At 58.6% G+C, this 16,855-nt stretch carries 13 protein-coding genes; 8 read left to right on the forward strand and 5 right to left on the reverse strand.

Translation table 11 applies throughout. From position 1 onward, the window contains the following. The first annotated feature begins 3 nt into the window (after positions 1 to 3). Both parC and AC1RQB_RS07155 read left to right on the forward strand, forming a co-directional pair. Complete coding sequence (parC, locus tag AC1RQB_RS07150; RefSeq protein ID WP_008074670.1) at positions 4 to 2,271, forward strand: DNA topoisomerase IV subunit A; 2,268 nt, start codon at positions 4 to 6, stop codon at positions 2,269 to 2,271. A gap of 176 nt (positions 2,272 to 2,447) precedes the next feature. Next, a complete protein-coding gene (locus AC1RQB_RS07155) occupies positions 2,448 to 3,161 on the forward strand; it encodes a PqiC family protein (protein WP_063341755.1) in 714 nt (237 codons plus the stop codon). Positions 3,162 to 3,410: 249 nt separating this feature from the next. On the opposite strand, the gene AC1RQB_RS07160 is transcribed toward AC1RQB_RS07155, so the two are convergent. Further along, a complete protein-coding gene (locus AC1RQB_RS07160) occupies positions 3,411 to 4,937 on the reverse strand; it encodes an AhpA/YtjB family protein (RefSeq protein ID WP_063341754.1) in 1,527 nt (508 codons plus the stop codon). 135 nt (positions 4,938 to 5,072) lie between these two features. Here AC1RQB_RS07160 and serB point away from each other — a divergent pair, with 135 nt between their 5' ends. Continuing rightward, on the forward strand, positions 5,073 to 6,287 hold the full coding sequence (gene serB / locus AC1RQB_RS07165; RefSeq protein ID WP_007939616.1) for a phosphoserine phosphatase SerB: 1,215 nt from the start codon (positions 5,073 to 5,075) through the stop codon (positions 6,285 to 6,287). Between the two features lie 129 nt (positions 6,288 to 6,416). Here the strand turns inward: serB and AC1RQB_RS07170 are convergent, their stop codons facing one another. The 4 genes from AC1RQB_RS07170 to AC1RQB_RS07185 form a co-directional block, all read right to left on the reverse strand. Beyond that, positions 6,417 to 8,207 (reverse strand): cyclic-di-GMP receptor FimW-related protein, encoded by a 1,791-nt coding sequence (locus AC1RQB_RS07170; RefSeq protein WP_063341753.1) that lies wholly within the window; start codon positions 8,205 to 8,207, stop codon positions 6,417 to 6,419. Between the two features lie 149 nt (positions 8,208 to 8,356). Then, positions 8,357 to 9,217: an archaetidylserine decarboxylase gene (gene asd / locus AC1RQB_RS07175; RefSeq protein ID WP_008074674.1), complete on the reverse strand. Its 861-nt coding sequence runs from the start codon at positions 9,215 to 9,217 to the stop codon at positions 8,357 to 8,359. An 18-nt stretch (positions 9,218 to 9,235) separates the two neighbouring features. Next, entirely contained in the window at positions 9,236 to 10,051 is an 816-nt protein-coding gene (locus AC1RQB_RS07180; RefSeq protein ID WP_063341752.1) for a rhodanese-like domain-containing protein, read from the reverse strand. Between the two features lie 304 nt (positions 10,052 to 10,355). After that, on the reverse strand, positions 10,356 to 11,888 hold the full coding sequence (locus AC1RQB_RS07185; RefSeq protein ID WP_063341751.1) for an HDOD domain-containing protein: 1,533 nt from the start codon (positions 11,886 to 11,888) through the stop codon (positions 10,356 to 10,358). A gap of 155 nt (positions 11,889 to 12,043) precedes the next feature. On the opposite strand from AC1RQB_RS07185, the gene motA reads away from it, so the two are divergent. The 5 genes from motA to AC1RQB_RS07210 all read left to right on the forward strand — a co-directional run bounded on the left by motA (position 12,044) and on the right by AC1RQB_RS07210 (position 16,622). Continuing rightward, a complete protein-coding gene (gene motA, locus AC1RQB_RS07190; RefSeq protein WP_008009851.1) occupies positions 12,044 to 12,895 on the forward strand; it encodes a flagellar motor stator protein MotA in 852 nt (283 codons plus the stop codon). Between the two features lie 3 nt (positions 12,896 to 12,898). Beyond that, the gene (gene motB, locus AC1RQB_RS07195; RefSeq protein ID WP_063341750.1) at positions 12,899 to 13,927 is read left to right on the forward strand and encodes a flagellar motor protein MotB; all 1,029 of its coding nucleotides are present in this window, start codon (positions 12,899 to 12,901) and stop codon (positions 13,925 to 13,927) included. Positions 13,928 to 14,181: 254 nt separating this feature from the next. Further along, complete coding sequence (locus AC1RQB_RS07200) at positions 14,182 to 14,451, forward strand: hypothetical protein (protein WP_063341749.1); 270 nt, start codon at positions 14,182 to 14,184, stop codon at positions 14,449 to 14,451. A gap of 267 nt (positions 14,452 to 14,718) precedes the next feature. After that, on the forward strand, positions 14,719 to 15,867 hold the full coding sequence (locus AC1RQB_RS07205; protein WP_063343902.1) for a hypothetical protein: 1,149 nt from the start codon (positions 14,719 to 14,721) through the stop codon (positions 15,865 to 15,867). After that, entirely contained in the window at positions 15,861 to 16,622 is a 762-nt protein-coding gene (locus tag AC1RQB_RS07210) for a hypothetical protein (protein WP_063341748.1), read from the forward strand. Before AC1RQB_RS07205 ends, AC1RQB_RS07210 begins: the two co-directional genes overlap by 7 nt. The last annotated feature ends 233 nt before the right edge of the window (positions 16,623 to 16,855 follow it).

Below are 16,855 nucleotides of genomic sequence, written 5' to 3' on the forward strand. Positions count from 1 at the left end.
CGCATGAGCGACTCCCTTGATCTCAGCCTGGACGGTGTAGAACGCCGGTCACTGGCTGACTTCACCGAAAATGCCTACCTCAACTACTCCATGTACGTGATCATGGACCGTGCCCTGCCGCATATCGGCGACGGCCTGAAACCGGTACAACGGCGCATCATCTATGCGATGAGCGAGTTGGGGCTGGACGCCGATTCCAAGCACAAGAAATCGGCGCGTACCGTCGGTGACGTGCTCGGTAAGTTCCACCCGCACGGCGACTCGGCATGCTACGAAGCCATGGTCCTGATGGCCCAGCCGTTCAGCTACCGCTACACGCTGGTCGACGGCCAGGGTAACTGGGGTGCGCCGGACGATCCGAAGTCCTTCGCCGCCATGCGTTACACCGAGGCGCGGCTATCACGTTATTCCGAAGTGCTGCTCAGCGAACTGGGCCAGGGCACTGCGGATTGGGGCCCGAACTTCGACGGCACGCTGGAAGAGCCTTTGGTGTTGCCGGCCCGTTTGCCGAACATCCTGCTCAACGGCACCACCGGTATCGCCGTGGGCATGGCCACCGACGTACCGCCGCATAACCTGCGCGAAGTCGCGACCGCTTGCGTGCGCTTGCTGGACGAGCCGAAAGCCACGGTCGAGCAGCTCTGCGAACACATCCAGGGCCCGGATTACCCGACCGAAGCGGAAATCATCACGCCGCGCGCCGACCTGCTGAAAATCTACGAAACTGGCAAGGGCTCGGTGCGCATGCGCGCCGTGTACCACATCGAAGACGGCGACATCATTGTCACCGCGCTGCCGCACCAGGTCTCCGGTGCCAAGGTGCTGGAACAGATCGCGGCCATGATGCAGGCCAAGCCGTCCAAGGCCCCGCAGATCGCTGACCTGCGCGACGAGTCCGACCACGAAAACCCGTGCCGGATCGTGATCATTCCCGGTGCGCGCAAAAACTTCGATCACGACGCGCTGATGCAGCACCTGTTCGCCAGCACAGAGCTGGAGTCGAGCTACCGGGTCAACATCAACATCATCGGTCTGGATGGCAAGCCGCAGTTGAAAAACCTGCGGGCCTTGCTGGTCGAGTGGCTGGAGTTCCGGGTGCAGACCGTGCGTCGTCGTCTGCAATTCCGCCTGGACAAGGTTGAGCGTCGCCTGCACCTGTTGGACGGTTTGTTGATCGCTTACCTCAATCTGGATGAAGTGATTCACATCATCCGCACCGAGGAACACCCGAAAGCCGCACTGATCGAGCGTTTCGCCCTGAGCGAAATCCAGGCCGATTACATCCTCGACACCCGTTTGCGTCAGTTGGCGCGACTGGAAGAAATGAAGCTGCGTGCCGAGCAGGATGAACTGCTCAAGGAGCAAGCCAAGCTGCAAGCCCTGCTGGGCAGCGAAGCCAAGCTGAAAAAGCTGGTACGCACCGAGCTGATCAAGGACGCCGAAACGTATGGCGACGACCGTCGCTCGCCAATCGTCGAGCGTGCAGAAGCCAAGGCCTTGACTGAGCACGATCTGCTGCCGAACGAGAAAGTGACCGTAGTTCTGTCGGAAAAAGGCTGGGTTCGCTCTGCCAAGGGGCACGAAATCGACGCCACCGGGCTTTCCTACAAAGCCGGGGATGGTTTCAAGGCCTTAGCGCCCGGTCGCTCCAACCAGTTTGCAGTGTTTATCGACTCCACGGGTCGCAGCTATTCGGTGGCTGCACATACGCTGCCCTCGGCCCGCGGCCAGGGCGAACCGCTGACCGGCCGCCTGACGCCGCCGCCAGGGGCGAGTTTCGAATGCGTGCTGATGCCTGAAGACGATTCGCTGTACGTGATCGCCTCCGACGCCGGTTACGGATTCGTGGTCAAGGGTGAAGACCTGCAAGCCAAGAACAAGGCGGGCAAGGCCCTGTTGAGTTTGCCGAACAACGCCAAAGTGATTCTGCCGCGTCCGGTAGCCGATCGTGAGCACAACTGGCTGGCCTCGGTGACCACCGAAGGTCGGCTGCTGATTTTCAAAATCAGCGATTTGCCACAATTAGGTAAAGGAAAAGGGAATAAGATCATCGGGATTTCCGGTGAACGTGTTGCCAGTCGCGAAGAATATGTCACGGACATTGCCGTTTTGCCGGAGGGTGCCACTTTGGTGCTGCAGGCCGGAAAACGTACCTTGTCACTGAAGGCGGACGACCTCGAACACTACAAAGGTGAGCGTGGACGTCGCGGTAACAAACTGCCACGTGGCTTTCAGAGGGTTGATGCGCTGTTCGTCGAAAACCTCAATTAGGCGTCCTAGAGCGCTCGATCTACGATTTAAAGCGTAGATCGACGCTTTGCCGCTGGAGTCGGAACGCATATTCACGGATGATATGGCCTTTCAAGCGCCGGCGTAGCCGAGCGTTCTTCATATTTTTTGAGTATTTTCACTGTGGTTAGCCTTGTGGCAGCCACCTGGATGGGACGATGACTGCTCTGCGCCTTCCTTTTATTTTGATGCTCGCCGGCGTACTTGGCCTGGCGGGTTGCAGCGTTCACCAACCGGTGTCGCTGTATCAGCTGGACAGCGGAAGTCCGGCTCAGCCTGCGCAAAGCGCTGGCATGGCGGTATTGCTGGGCCCGGTAACGGTTGCCGACTACCTGCAACGCGAAACCTTGTTGCAGCGTCAGCCCGATGGCAGCCTGCAAGCTTCGGCTGATGGTCGTTGGGCGGGTAGCCTGTCTTCCGACATCGATCAGCTGTTGCTGCGTCAGGTCGCCGGCCATCTGGACAGCCAGCGCGTTGTCCTGGCACCGGCGACATTAGGCTTCACGCCGGATGTTCAGGTGCTGCTGACGATCACACGTCTGGACTCGGGTGCATCGCAACCGGCGATCCTTGATGCCCAATGGCGGCTGATTGACCGTCGTGGTCAGGTGCGTGATAACCGCATCATTCATCTGCAGGAACAGCACACCGGCGGGACTGCGGCTCAGGTTCAGGCTCAGGGTGTGTTGCTGCAGCGTCTGGCCGAGCAGCTGTCGACGGCGCTCAAGCCACTGGCGAACCAGCCGCCGATCGCCGAAGTACCTCGCAAACCAGCTGCCAAACCTGTGACACCGGCAGCAGAACCGGAGAAGCAGCCGAAAATCCCGATGGCTTCGCCGATTCGCACGGATATGGAAGTGTTCAGGTTCTAAGCCTGGATTGATCCAAAGCAAAGCCCGCCATTGATGCGGGCTTTGTTGTTTCTGGCGCGTACTGATCATTCCCACGCTCTGCGTGGGAATGCAGCCCGTGACGCTCTGCGTCACATCGGTGCCAGGTTCTGGGTATGAGGTGGGGCTGGAACGCGGAGCGTCCCTGGAGGCATTCCCACGCGGAGCATGGGAACGATCAGCCCGCAGACGATCACTCATCTGCGGGCTTCTTTACAGCAGGGCTAAGGCTTACGCCCGGCGCTCGTGCATCCGCGCCAGTTGCCGTTCCAGCATCGACGGATAAGGCTCCATCAAGCGCTCTACGCAACATGCACCTTCAGGGCTTGCGATCGGGCGGATCCGCGCACGCTGGCGAATCAGCGCGTCGTCACTGATCTTGCGCTCAACCAGCAGCAGGTTGCGGCTGTGTTGCGACAGGGCCAGTGCATCCTGAGCGGTTTCAGTCAGCAGCAAGTCGATCTGGCTCAAGCCGAACAACTCGTCACCCAGCGTCAGACCCAGCTGCAATTGCAGGGTGATGCCGCTGTCGGCGACTTCGATCTGCAACTGATGACCCAGGGCGCGCAGCAACTCGCCGCAGCAGATGGCGTTGGTCAGGTAATCGTCGCCGCTGTCTTCGGTGTGGAACAGCATCAGCGTGCTGCCATCATTCAATGTGTGCAGTTCGCTCTGGTAGAGCGACGCAGCCTGATCGAGGCAATCGCGGTAGCGTTTCAGCAGTTCTTCCAGGCGTGCGCGGGGCAGGCGGCGCAGCTGATCTTGTGCGCCCAGTTGCACGGCCAGTACTGCGCTGTGCTGCGGCAGATTCGATAACTGCGGCTTTACGACTGGTTTCGGTGCGCTGCCTGTCGCGTCGTCACGCAGATCGGCAAACGGATCTTCGTCATCATCGTCTTCAACGGTGCTGACAATGCGCCGCGGCGCAGGCTTGAGGCCGGCTACAGGCTTGGTTTCATCGAAACTTGGATCACGCAGGTTGCGCACTTCGAAGGCCGGATCGGTTTCGTCGTCGTAATCGCTGTCGTCGAACTCAGGTTCTGGCACGGGCTCGGGCTCGGCAGGCTCCGGTGCGAAATTGGCGTGCAACTGACGAGCGAGGTCGCCGACCTCATCCTGGCGCTCGGTGGCCGGGGTGTATTCGTCGATATTGCGCAGCCATACCCGCAGCTGCAGCAGCGGCGTGGAGATATTGCGCCCCAGGCGCAGGCTCAAGGCCAGGGACAGCGCCAGCAGAATCGCACTCAGAATGCCCATGCTTTGCAGGCTGATGGTCATCGGCTGCTGGAACTGATCCATGTCCAGGCTGATGCGCAGTTGCCCGGCAGTCACGTCCTGGAAAGTGATTTTGCTCTGGTACATGCCTTCGGCTTCGCCCAACAGGCCGTGCTTGGGGCGCTGACCGGCTTCGGCGAGGATACGGTTATCCACGCTGTAAATGGCCGCGTGAGCCACCAGTTTGTTCTTGGTCAGGTTGTTGAGCAGCACATTCAGGCTGAGGATGTCATTGGACACCAACAGCTCCGTGGCCGAGGTCGCGGTCTGGGTGGTCAGGCTTTCGCCCAAGGCATCCGCCTGCTCGTGCATGGCCTGCTTGAACTGCAAACCCATCACGCAGGCATAGATCACCAGGGCCAGAGCGACCAGGATCACGTTATGGCTGGCAATGCGCAATGCGATCGGTACACGGCGATGACGCAGTGCCCGGAAGATCAGCAGAAAGAAGTTATCGGTTTTTACTGGCGTGGGCCGGTTCACTTGAGCTCGGCTCTTTAGTCCGTGAAGTTGACGCGCAGTATAGCGACAGGCCATAGACCGTCAAAGCGCTCGCGGTGCCCGATGGTCACTGAAAATGGGTAGAATGCGGTTTTTTTCCACCTGCGGGGGTGCGCCTTGCGCGAAATCGTCCTGATAAACATCACGGGAGTCGACCGTCCGGGTCTGACTGCGGCCATTACCGGTGTTCTGGCCCAGGGTGGTGTGAACATTCTCGACATCGGTCAGGCGGTTATCCACGACACCCTGTCGTTTGGCATCCTGGTTGAAATTCCCGACACCGAACAAGGTAATTCGGTGCTCAAAGACATCCTGTTCAAAGGCTATGAGCTTGAGCAGCAGGTGCGTTTCACGCCGGTGTCCGAAGAGGATTACCAGCAGTGGGTCGGCAATCAGGGCAAGAAACGCCACATTGTTACCCTGCTGACCCGCAAAGTGACCGCCGAGCAATTGCAGCGCGTGAGCTCGATCACCGCCAAATATGGGCTGAATATCGATCATATCGATCGCCTGTCCGGGCGCATGCCGCTGGACACTCCGGCCGACAAAGGCAAAGGCTGCATCGAGTTTTCCGTGCGCGGCGAGGCGGCGGACCCGCAAGCGCTGCGGGCCGAATTCCTCAGCGTCGCTCAAGAATTGAACGTCGACATCGCCTTCCAGGAAGATTCGCTGTTCCGCCGTAACCGCCGTCTGGCGGTGTTCGACATGGACTCGACGCTGATCGAAGCCGAAGTCATCGACGAACTGGCCAAGGCCGCCGGTGTGGGCGACCAGGTGTCTGCGATTACCGAGCGGGCGATGGCCGGCGAGCTGGACTTCCGCGCCAGCTTCAAAGAGCGCCTGGCCTTGCTGCAAGGGCTGGACGTCAGCGTGCTGGATTCCATCGGCGCCTCGCTGCGCCTGACCGAAGGCGCCGAAACCCTGTTCGCCGAACTCAAGCGTCTGGGCTACAAGACGGCGATTCTGTCGGGCGGCTTCACCTACTTCGCCAAGCAACTGCAGGCCAAGCTGGGCATCGACTATGTATTTGCCAACGAACTGGAAGTGGTCGACGGCAAGGTGACGGGTGTGGCGGTCGAGCCGATTGTCGATGCGCAACGCAAGGCGGATCTGCTGCGTGAGCTGGCGCATAAGGAAGGTTTGCGTCTGGAGCAGACAATTGCCGTCGGTGACGGTGCCAACGACCTGCCGATGCTGGCGATTGCCGGGCTGGGTGTAGCGTTCCGTGCCAAGCCGCTGGTCAAGCAATCGGCGAAACAGGCGATTTCCACCCTTGGGCTGGATGGTGTGCTGTATCTGCTGGGCTTTCGGGATCGCGACGGGCAGCTCTGAGTTTTGTATTGACTGGCAGGGCGCCTTCGCGAGCAAGCCCGCTCCCACATTGATCGTGTGATCGACATAGATCCAATGTGGGAGCGGGCTTGCTCGCGAAGGGCGCGCCGCGGTTTTACAGACTTACGCTCAAAGCGACTTCCACAACGAATCAAATTCTTCCGCTACCCCGACCACGCCGCTCCCCGCGGCGTTTTCGTTTCTGGCTGTCTCAAGCGAACGGTAGGCAAACTGATTAAAGCTGTTGGTACTCGCCACCCGACGCTCCAGCCCGGCCCGGCGTTCCTCGCCGTTGGTATTGATCAACACCTTATTGCCTTCCTGGAACGGCAGGCGCGGCGTGAGCAGGGTGGCCGGCAGGTCGATGGCGCTGATGGCGGGCAGTAACAGCCCGCGCAAGTACTGGCTGTGCTCGTCGTGGGCACGCATCAGTTGCAGGCCGCAGGGTTCGGCGCAAGGCGCGACTTGCTCGATACCCATCTGCGTGCCGCCGCGCCGCACCTGGCGGATCCAGCGCACCACTGCAATGCTCCAGCCTTGACCGGCGGCATCCTCGATACCGACCATTTCGCCAGCCTGTAGCTCGGCGGGCACCGCGCCGGGCCAGGCCAGGCAATAGCCGCCAGGACTGTGATTGATCACCGGCAGCGCATAGGTCGGGAAATGCTGCTGGCGGTCGGATGCCTCGTGGCTGTCATCGTTTTGAAGGTGCGGGTATTCGATCTCTTCGTAGGGCAGCAGCGTGTCTGCGGTGCCATGGGGGGCGGCGTCGAAGGCCTGGTTCCATTGGTCTTTGGCTCGACGTGTCGGGTTGGTCGCCGAGAACTGCGCGGGGCGGGCGCCGGGTTTCTTCAGGATGTCGTTGAACGAGCGTTGCCCGCTGAGATAAAAGTGCAATGCACTCATGCCCACGCACAGGGTCAACGTGCCGTGGCCGACAGTGCGCTGGAAACTGCGCTCGGCGGCCTGACCCCAGGCGGCATGCAGGTGTTGCAGCGTATCCAGGCTCAGCCCCGTCGGAACGGGCAGCGGCGATGCCTTGTCGGCCGACTGCTGCAGATGGTTCTCGATGGCCATGACCAAGGGTTGCGGGTCGATCCCCAGCAAACTCTCCTGTTGTTCTGCGAGGAATTTGGAGCGGTAGCGCGGCCCGGTGTCGAGATCCGGGGCGATGGCAAACAGCCCGTTGTCCGGTTTGGCCGGTTGCAGCTTGATCCACTGGCTCCAGGGTTCGAGCACCTCGGCGAGCCGGGCGATCTGGTTCTGGCGCAGTTGATTGCAGCGTGAAGCACCCAGCAGAAGGGCGACGACGTAGGTTTGCTCGATGCTCAGCTTTTGCGTCTGGCTGGCCAGTTCATCGCGCACACTCAGATTTTGCAGTTGGAACTGACAGCCAATCCGATACAGCTGATGCAGTTCCAGCCACAGATTTTCGGGTACCGGGCAATAGAGTTCAGTGGCGCGGATCAATGCGCCGTTCAGGCAATGGATTGCCCGCTGCAAAGCCTGGGTCAGCAGCGGCGCGCGATCCTTACTGAAGCGCGGCGTGACGCGAATGACGATTTGCTTGTAGCCGATCGCCAAGTGGCTCTGCAGCACCTGGCAAAGGTTGGCGATCTTGCGCGAGCGCTCGTCGAGCACAATGGCCTGATGCAGGAAATGCCGCTCCAGGTGCTTGCAGACGTAATACACCTCGGGCCGCAGCAGTTCGAGCAATTGCAGGCGATTATCGCTGGGTGTGAGCAGTTGATTAAGTTCGCTCAAGCCTTGATACAACTGGCGAGCGGTTTCGCCGATGTTGGCTTTGGGCAGGTTGGCGATCCAGCGCTTGAGGTCGCGAGGCGTGGCTTCGCAGAAAGACAAACGCGACTGCGTCGGGATTGGTGCGCGTAGCAGCAAGACAGGATTGGTCTCATTCATGCCGTAGACAAACTCCGACCGGGAAATGGGCAGTGAATGACTTGACTGTAGCAGCTATGAACGCGGAGGGGGTGTCGCGATTTTTACGTCACGCTTGCCTTACAGGGGGATGTGCCGCCCGGAAGAAATTCGGGGCGGCGGGCCCGGGATCAGGCGCTTGGCAAGCCGATGCTCTGACCCATCTGCACTGGCGAAAGAGCGCCCAGCCCTTCAGCCCATTTCACTTGATCCGGCCCAAACAGCACGACAGCCGTAGAGCCGAGTTTGAAGCGACCCAGCTCCGCGCCTTTTTCCAGATGGATCGGCGCACGGGCGGCTTCATCGTAACGGAAGGTTTTCAGCTCGCGTTTTGGCGGCGTGATCAGCCCGGCCCAGACAGTTTCGATCGACGCCACAATCATCGCACCCACCAGCACTACGGCCATCGGGCCGCGTTCGGTGTCGAAAATGCACGCCACACGCTCGTTGCGCGCGAACAGTTCCGGTACGTTTTCAGCGGTGGTCTGGTTGACCGAGAAGATGCGGCCGGGGATGTAGACCATCTCGCGCAGAGTGCCAGCCAGTGGCATATGCACGCGGTGGTAATCCTTGGGCGACAGGTAAATGGTGGCGAAATCACCGCCCATGAATGGCGCTGCGTTGGCCGCGTCACCACCGAGCAGTTCCAGCACGCTGAAGCTGTGGCCCTTGGCCTGGAAAACGCGACCGTGTTCGATCGGGCCAAGCTGGCTGACGGCACCATCGGCCGGGCTGAGGATCGCGCCTGGGGTTTCGTCCAGCGGGCGAGCGCCGTCTTTCAAGGCACGAGTGAAGAATGCATTGAAGTGCTCGTAAGCCGTCAGGTCTTCGACCAGCGCTTGGGACATGTCCACTTGATAACGCTTGGCGAACCAGGCGGTAAGGGCGTTCTTGAACCAGCGCACGCGGCATTCGGCAATGCAGCCGGCCAGTCGCGAGAGCAAGTGATGAGGCAACAGGTATTGGCTGAGGATAAACAAACGCTTATTCATTAACTGTCCTTAAAAACCTTAAATCTCTATGGGCGTGTCGGGATGGTTGCCCCATTCGCCCCAGGAGCCGGCGTAGCCTTTGACTCGCGGATAACCGAGCGACTTGGCTACTAGATACGTGAAGCCAGAACGATGGTGAGTCTGGCAGTGGGTAATGACTTCTTTGTCTTTGGTGATACCGAGTTGTTCCAGGATTTTTGGCATGTCGGTGCGGATGCGCAGGTTGCGTGCCTGATCCATGCCGGCTGTCCATTCGAAATTGACAGCGCCCGGAATGTGCCCGCCCTTGGCCGCCAGCACTTTCTCGCCGGAGTATTCCTGCGGTCCGCGTGCGTCCCAGATCGCCAGGTCAGCGGCACCGAGACGGCTTTGCAGGTATTCGCGGGTGGCGGTGGGTTCGTCGTGCAGCGTCAGGGCGACCGGTCCACCGACCGCAGCCGGGATCTGGATCGACATGGGCATGCCTTCCGCCAGCCAGGCCTTCAGGCCACCATCGATATAGTGATACTTGCTGTGGCCGATGACATCCAGCAGCCAGATAAAGCGCCCGGCCCAACCGCCGCCTTCGTCGTCATAGACGACATAGACCGCATCGGGGTTGTGGCCCAGTTCGCCGAACAATGCTTCAAGCGCGGCTTGGGTCGGCAGCAGGCCTGGCGCAGGCGCCTGACCCAGTTGAGTGCGTTTTGGATCGACAAAGCGTGCCCCGGGGATATGCCCTGCGGCATAGCGGGCGCTGCTGGTCAGGTCCACCAGAATCAGTTCGCGGGAGTCGAGACGCGGGAGCAGGTCGCTCGGCTCGATCACCAGCGCCAAGCCAGAGAAGTCAGACATGTGAGGTCTCCAGAGCACAAAGGGGAGGATTGTAGCGCAGCGTCATGAGGGTCTGTTATCAGTTATTTCGGCGCAGGAAACAACGTGGCTTGTAGCAGCTGTCGAGCCCCGGCGAGGCTGCGTTCGGCTGCGAAGCAGTCGTAAAATCAGAGATTGCGGTATATCAGGTAGAGCGAATTCGCCAGGTTCACGACTGCTGCGCAGCCGAACGCAGCCTCGCCGGAGCTCGACAGCTGCTACAAGCCGAACGCAGCCTCGCTGGAGCTCGACAGCTGCTACAAAGAGTGCGTCGCGGCTTAACTGGCTAGCGGTGGCTAAAACTGTGCAGGGCTTTTTCGATGCATTGCGCGGTTTTGCCGAACGCCTGCACGGTGATTTCCGAGAACGGCCCGCCGCCCTGATCCGCCACCACGATCATGATCACCCGACCATTGTTGACCAGGGAGCGCAGCAGCAGGTGTTCACCGCTGAACTGCGATCGCAGGCTGGCCGGCAACAGGGCCGAGAATTGGGCGTTGTTGGCCGGCGTCAGGCGCACCTGAGCCTGTTGTGCGAGCAGACGCTGCAGCACAGCACTCTGGCTGACCACCAGGTTCAGGCCGGCCACTTCTTTGGGCAGCCCGGCAATCTGGTGCACACGCAGACTGGCGTGTGTGCGATCGGCCATCAGGATCATCACTCGCCGCATGCCACACGCCACCAAGGCATCCCGGGCCGATGTGGTCAAGTGCATGGCATTGGTAAACCGGCTCGGCTCCAGCAGCAACTCGGCACATTGTTTACGCCACTTCGCCAGGTCTTCGGCGGTCGGCGCCGGGGCCGGCAGCAAACCAGCGTGAACGCGGTTCATGCCCTGCGGCCAGATCAGCGATTCGGCCGGGTGCCAGAGGTCCGGCATGGCATGTTGCCGGGCGCTGTTGGCGGCTTGTTGGTGCAACTGTTGCTGCACTTCATCCATCGGCATTTGCAGATAAAGGCTGGTCAGGTACTGCCAGCGTTCACAGTGAGGACTGTCCCAGGCCTGTTGTGCCGACAACGCCAGACCATTGGCCAGCAGCACGGTGTTGGCGGGCTGGTTGAGCCAACGCCGCAACGTCGGGTCGTCATCAAGACGATTCTGCTGACGTAGCGGGTGATCATCGTCCCGTGCAATGCGCAGGACTTTCACCAGTTCGCGTTGTTCATTGAGCAGCAGCCGATAACCCTGCTGGACCCAGATCGGCAAACGCCAGATATCCACCAGCGCCAGACAGATTTCCAGCAGGCGCACGCCGAACAATTGCTTTTCGACTTTGCGCGCCGACTCGCCTTTATGGATGACCCGCAGTTCCCATTCTTCAAGCATCTGCGGATGGGTCAACGCCATGGGCCACAGTGGCGAAAGAAACAGCAGGCTGCCCCAGTGGATGTCCTGCCACAACCGCGCCAGGCGACTGGCAAAAAAACCATTGGCCTGTTGAGTGGCGTGCTGACTGATCAGCTGAAGCTGGCGCAGGGCAACGGGGATCTGCGATTGGGGTTCGGCGTGCAAGCGCTCGAGCAATTCTTCGGTGCGTTTCAAACCGAGGCGATTAATTGCCACTTCAAGATTTTCAGCAGGCGTGGCCATGCTGCCATGAGTGTGGCGATTGGCTTCGCGAATCACACTCAAGGCCAGGGCCGGGCTGTCCTGCATCATTTCGGCAATGTCGCGCAGCGAGCTGCGGCTATCGCGGATGGCTTTGCAGACGCGGTCGTGACTGGCTTGCGGAACCGGCAGGCGCACACCATCGAGCAGCTTGACCCAGCCTTCGAGCGTGGTCGGTTTTGGCGTTGGGACGTTCGTTTCGTTAGCCATGTCTGGACGCTGCTTTACCTATCCCTGCGTGGGCCAAATTGGCTTTTCGCCTTAACTGGCTATAGTCTGGCGCAGTTTTGCCGATAAGGAGAAGAAGAGATTTTTTAACTTCCGAATATGACCTTGAACCCGACTCAGTAAGTGCTCTCCTACCTATGGCTAAAATTATCGGCATCATCGTCGTATTCGCGAGCGTGCTCGGCGGATACGTGCTTTCCCACGGCAAGATTGCCGCCCTCATTCAGCCTTTCGAGGTGATGATTATCGGTGGCGCGGCCCTTGGTGCATTCCTGCAGGCCAACCCCGGTCATATGACGATGCACGTGCTCAAGAAGTCTTTGGGCATGTTCAGTTCGCGTTTCAACCACACCTTCTACCTTGAAGTGTTGGGGCTGATTTACGAGATTCTTAACAAGAGCCGTCGCGAAGGCATGATGGCAATCGAAGGCGACATCGAAGATGCCGCCGCGAGCCCGATTTTCGCCAAGTACCCGGCAGTCCTGAAAGATGACCGCATGACTGCGTACATCTGCGATTACCTGCGCATCATGTCCTCCGGCAACATGGCTCCCCATGAGCTTGAAGGCTTGTTCGACATGGAACTGACCAGCCTCAAGGAAGACCTGGATCACCCCTCCCACGCAGTCAACGGCATCGCCGATGCCATGCCGGGTTTCGGTATCGTTGCGGCGGTATTGGGTATCGTAGTGACGATGGCTTCGCTGGGTGAAAGCGACCAGAAAATGATTGGCTTGCACGTAGGTGCGGCTCTGGTAGGTACCTTCTTCGGTATTCTCGCGGCCTATGGTTTCTTTGGCCCGCTGGCCCACGCTCTGGGCCACGATGCCAAGGAAGAACTGAACGTCTACGAAGCCATCAAGGCCTCGCTGGTGGCTTCGGCTTCCGGCATGCCGCCATCGCTGGCAGTGGAATTCGGTCGCAAGGTTCTGTACCCGGCGCACCGTCCTAGCTTCGCTGAGCTGGAACAAGCGGTTCGCGGTCGCTAAGTCATGGAAAATAACCAGCCGATAATCATCAAGCGCGTAAAGAAATACGCGGGCGGGCATCACGGGGGCTCCTGGAAAATCGCCTTCGCGGACTTCGCGACGGCGATGATGGCGTTCTTCCTGGTGTTGTGGCTGTTGTCCACGGCAACGCCGGAACAGAAGATCGCCATTGCCGGTTACTTCAAGGACCCGGTCGGTTTCAGCGAAAGCGGCACGCCATACATCATCGATCTGGGCGGCTCGCCGACCCTGGCACCGGAGAACACCCTCAACCCCGAGGTGAAATCCCAGCCTCAGCCGGACAAGGTGACTATCGATTCCGAACAGGTCGAAGGCATGGCCGAGCAGGTTGAGAAAGAGCGCCTGGAATTGCTGCTGCAAGAGTTGCAGAACAAGGTCGAAGAAAACCCGCAACTGCAGAAGTTCAAGGATCAGATCCTCTTCGAGATCACCCAGGACGGTTTGCGTATCCAGATTGTGGACGCGGAAAACCGCCCGATGTTCGACTCCGGCAGTGCGCGTCTGAAGCCGTATTTCGAAGACATTCTGCTGGCCATGGCCGACACCATCAAAGCGGTGCCGAACAAGATCAGCATCAGCGGCCACACCGATGCCAAGCCGTACTCGGGCACCGGCGACTTCGGCAACTGGGAACTCTCGGCCAACCGTGCGAACGCGGCTCGCCGTGCATTGATCGCCGGCAGCTATCCGGACGCTCAAGTAGCGCGAGTCGTGGGTTATGCCTCGTCGGCGCTGTTCGACCGGGAAAACCCGTTCAACCCGGTCAACCGCCGCATCGATATCATCGTGCTGACCAAGAAAGCCCAGCGTGCCATCGAAGGTTCGCAAGGTGCCGAACCTGCGCCAGTGCCGACGCAAGGGCAGGGCGGCCCCGGCGAAGTGCCCGCGCCGACAGCCGATCCGAACGCATTGCCGGCGGATAAGGAGCCGTTGCCGGCACATGAGCTTCGTGAGCGGTTGAATCTGTTTGATGATCCGGTGCCGAAACCGGGTGAGTCGCCTAAGCAGTGACCCATGAAAAAGCCGCGAATGATCGCGGCTTTTTTGTCTCTATTCACCGGGCACGGGACTGACGCTGCCAGCAGCAAAAATAAAGAAAATGGCTTTCTTCCGAGATTGGCGTAGGACCGTTCTGAGGCGTATTGGCCGGGTTTTACTTCCCTAGGTTGCTCGCCTATAGTTTGCCCGTCGCCGACGAATCGGCGATCGATCTTAGCCGGTCGAAACAAGGATGGAATTTCACCCAAGTGACCGGAGTTAGACCAATGGCTAAGTATCATCCTCTGCAAGGCAATTTCAGCGTCGGCCCTACTCTGTACATCGACACCGAAGCTAAAGTCTCGGATCTCCTCGAAACCGCCACTCACCGAATCAAAGCCGCGCGCAATTTGCTCAACAGCATTACCTGCCTGTGCATCAAGGACGCCGAAGGTCACGACCTGGAGCATTTCGCCAATGCTGCACACGTGTTGATTCAGGACGGCTGTGACGCCTTGGATGCGCTGGGCTGGAAGCTGGAAAAAGCTGCACGCTGAAACCAGAAGCGGCGATCGTCGTGCAATGCAGTTCACTAATTTGTGGCGAGTGATTGCTCCGGGCGGTGTAGGGGCCCAAAAAATCTGATCGCGGTAGGGGTTGTAGATAACTACATCCCTGCCGCGACTGTCACTCGCTCCCCGGCCATTACCTTTTATCTTGCTTCGCAGAGACTCTGCATCAAAATTCACGGAGGAATATCAAGAATTTTGCACGCTATCAGACCCTCTGATATCGTGATGAAATCGTGATGCGGAAGAATGACCATGGTTGATTTTACCAGCGACGACCTCCATGAGAGGCGTGACCTGATCGAGCTCAAGGTCTATGTAGAGAGCGTGCTTGGCCTAAAGCTGCGCTTAAAACCGTGGGAACACATCAAAATCCTTCCGTATGCGCTGCGTGATCGATACGAGTTTTTCGTCACGCAAATCTTGGGCGCCGAGTGCCTCATCCTCAAGGAACGTCCGCAGCGGGAAGCTAGCGTTGCAGATGTCGCCAAGCATATGCAGGCAATCAACAACCTGCTGGCGAAGAAGTCGCCCGAAACCGGCGACCTCATGATCTTCGTCACAGACACGCTTCCGAGCTATGACAGAAAGCGACTGGTCGAGAAAGGCGTCCAATTCATCGTGCCAGGAAACCAGCTTTACCTTCCTGCGTTTGGAATGGATTTGCGTGAGTACTACAGGCAGCGTCTGGAAAAACCTCAGGTTCTGAGTCCCGCCACCCAATCCATGCTTATTCAATTCTTGATTAAAGGATGGCAGCACCAGCTACTGATCACTCGCTCCACTTTCGAAAAATCCTTTACCTACGCGAAAATGACCGTCACCAGAGCCATTAAAGAGCTGACCGACTTGGACATCGTTCGGCCTGGAAAGGAAATGAGTGAAGCCGCGATCTTTTTTCACTTGTCTCCCAGGGCGACTTGGGAAATGGCGAAAAACTATATGCGTACGCCGGTCAAAAAAACGCTTTGGTTAAATGCAATTCCTGAGGCGTTTGACACCCCAATGCTGCTGGCGGGGGAGGCGGCCCTGGCAGAAATGAGCCTTCTCGCCAGTCCAAAAGTGCCTTGCTTTGCAATGACGACTGCGCAGTTCGATAACATTCGAGGGCTAGCTCAGTCTGATCCCCATCAAAAAGTGAATACGGCATATGGGGTAGAGATCGGCTTTTGGGGCTCAACCTCAAAGACGGCCAAATCGAAATTCGAAACCACATCTCCCTATTATGAGGTGCCGCAAAACCATGCAGCGTGTTGCATCCAGTTTTGGAGCTATGACCCTCTGTATAGCAACACAGCTACTGGGGCTGTAGACCCCTTTTCTCTCTACCTGAGTCTCAAGGATGAGCATGATGACCGAGTGCAAATGTGTTTGGATGAAATGATGGAGAACGTGAAATGGTAGTGGGTATCGACCGGTTTAGAGAGTATTTCAAAGACTACCAAGGTAGCTACGTTCTGATTGGCGGGGTGGCAGCATCCATTACCATGGAGCTTCTGGATGAGCCATTTCGAGCCACCAAGGATCTGGATGTCGTGCTGGTCGTTGAGGCCCTCAATCGTGAGTTCGTAGGGCAGTTCTGGAAGTTCATCAAGGACGGCGGATACGCCATTCGCCAAAATGGCGACAGCGGAGGGGACTCCCCTGTTTTCTATCGCTTCCAGGATCCTCAGGACAAATCCTTTCCAGTTCAGATCGAGCTTTTTTCTCGGGTTCCAGATGGCCTGGAGCACGAAGAAGCGGCACGAATGACCAAAGTCCCCGTAGAAGAGCAAGCCGCAAGCCTTTCTGCGATCATCCTTGATGATGAGTATTACAACTTTCTCCTGGCCGGCGTCGATCACACTCAGGAAATCAGTCACATCGGGGCTGACAGGCTCGTTCCGCTCAAGGCCCATGCTTGGCTTAACAAGAAGGCACAGGTCGAGAGCGGCGTACGAGTGGACAGTCGTGATATCAACAAGCACTTCAGGGATGTGATCTTACTGTCTGTCGGTCTTACGGAAGGAATGGTCAAGCTTCCTGAGCGAATGGCTCTCGATTTGACGTTGTTTCTCAGCCAGGTGCCCGCTGAGCTTGCGTCAAACCCTCAAGGTTACAAAAGGGTGGATGGAGACCGCTTGATCAAGACCATTCAAGAAGCCTTCAGCCTCAGTTGATTCATTTTTTTCGCACGGTATCACTAGTACTGATAGCGTGCGTAAATCCTGTTTCCTGGCCGTTAAAAGGGCACTTAAGAGGGGCTTTAGTCAGTGAGAAACCTGTGGCGAGGGAGCTTGCTCCCGCTTGAATGCGGAGCACTCACAAAATTCGGCGATGGTTATCGGATTTTGGGGCTGCTACGCAGCCCTGCGTCGGGACGCCGCCCGGAGCAAGTTCGCTCGCCACAAAG

Source organism: Pseudomonas sp. GW822-FHT02E03 (assembly GCF_058802325.1).

Bases quoted from the DNA above. Each gene is read 5' to 3' on its own strand.
- AC1RQB_RS07210 (WP_063341748.1), top strand. From the start codon at position 15,861: ATGGTAGTGGGTATCGACCGGTTTAGAGAGTATTTCAAAGACTACCAA.
- AC1RQB_RS07170 (WP_063341753.1), bottom strand. From the start codon at position 8,207: ATGAATGAGACCAATCCTGTCTTGCTGCTACGCGCACCAATCCCGACG.
- motA (WP_008009851.1), top strand. From the start codon at position 12,044: ATGGCTAAAATTATCGGCATCATCGTCGTATTCGCGAGCGTGCTCGGC.
- AC1RQB_RS07155 (WP_063341755.1), top strand. From the start codon at position 2,448: ATGACTGCTCTGCGCCTTCCTTTTATTTTGATGCTCGCCGGCGTACTT.
- AC1RQB_RS07200 (WP_063341749.1), top strand. From the start codon at position 14,182: ATGGCTAAGTATCATCCTCTGCAAGGCAATTTCAGCGTCGGCCCTACT.
- AC1RQB_RS07180 (WP_063341752.1), bottom strand. From the start codon at position 10,051: ATGTCTGACTTCTCTGGCTTGGCGCTGGTGATCGAGCCGAGCGACCTG.
- AC1RQB_RS07185 (WP_063341751.1), bottom strand. From the start codon at position 11,888: ATGGCTAACGAAACGAACGTCCCAACGCCAAAACCGACCACGCTCGAA.
- asd (WP_008074674.1), bottom strand. From the start codon at position 9,217: ATGAATAAGCGTTTGTTTATCCTCAGCCAATACCTGTTGCCTCATCAC.
- AC1RQB_RS07205 (WP_063343902.1), top strand. From the start codon at position 14,719: ATGGTTGATTTTACCAGCGACGACCTCCATGAGAGGCGTGACCTGATC.
- parC (WP_008074670.1), top strand. From the start codon at position 4: ATGAGCGACTCCCTTGATCTCAGCCTGGACGGTGTAGAACGCCGGTCA.
- motB (WP_063341750.1), top strand. From the start codon at position 12,899: ATGGAAAATAACCAGCCGATAATCATCAAGCGCGTAAAGAAATACGCG.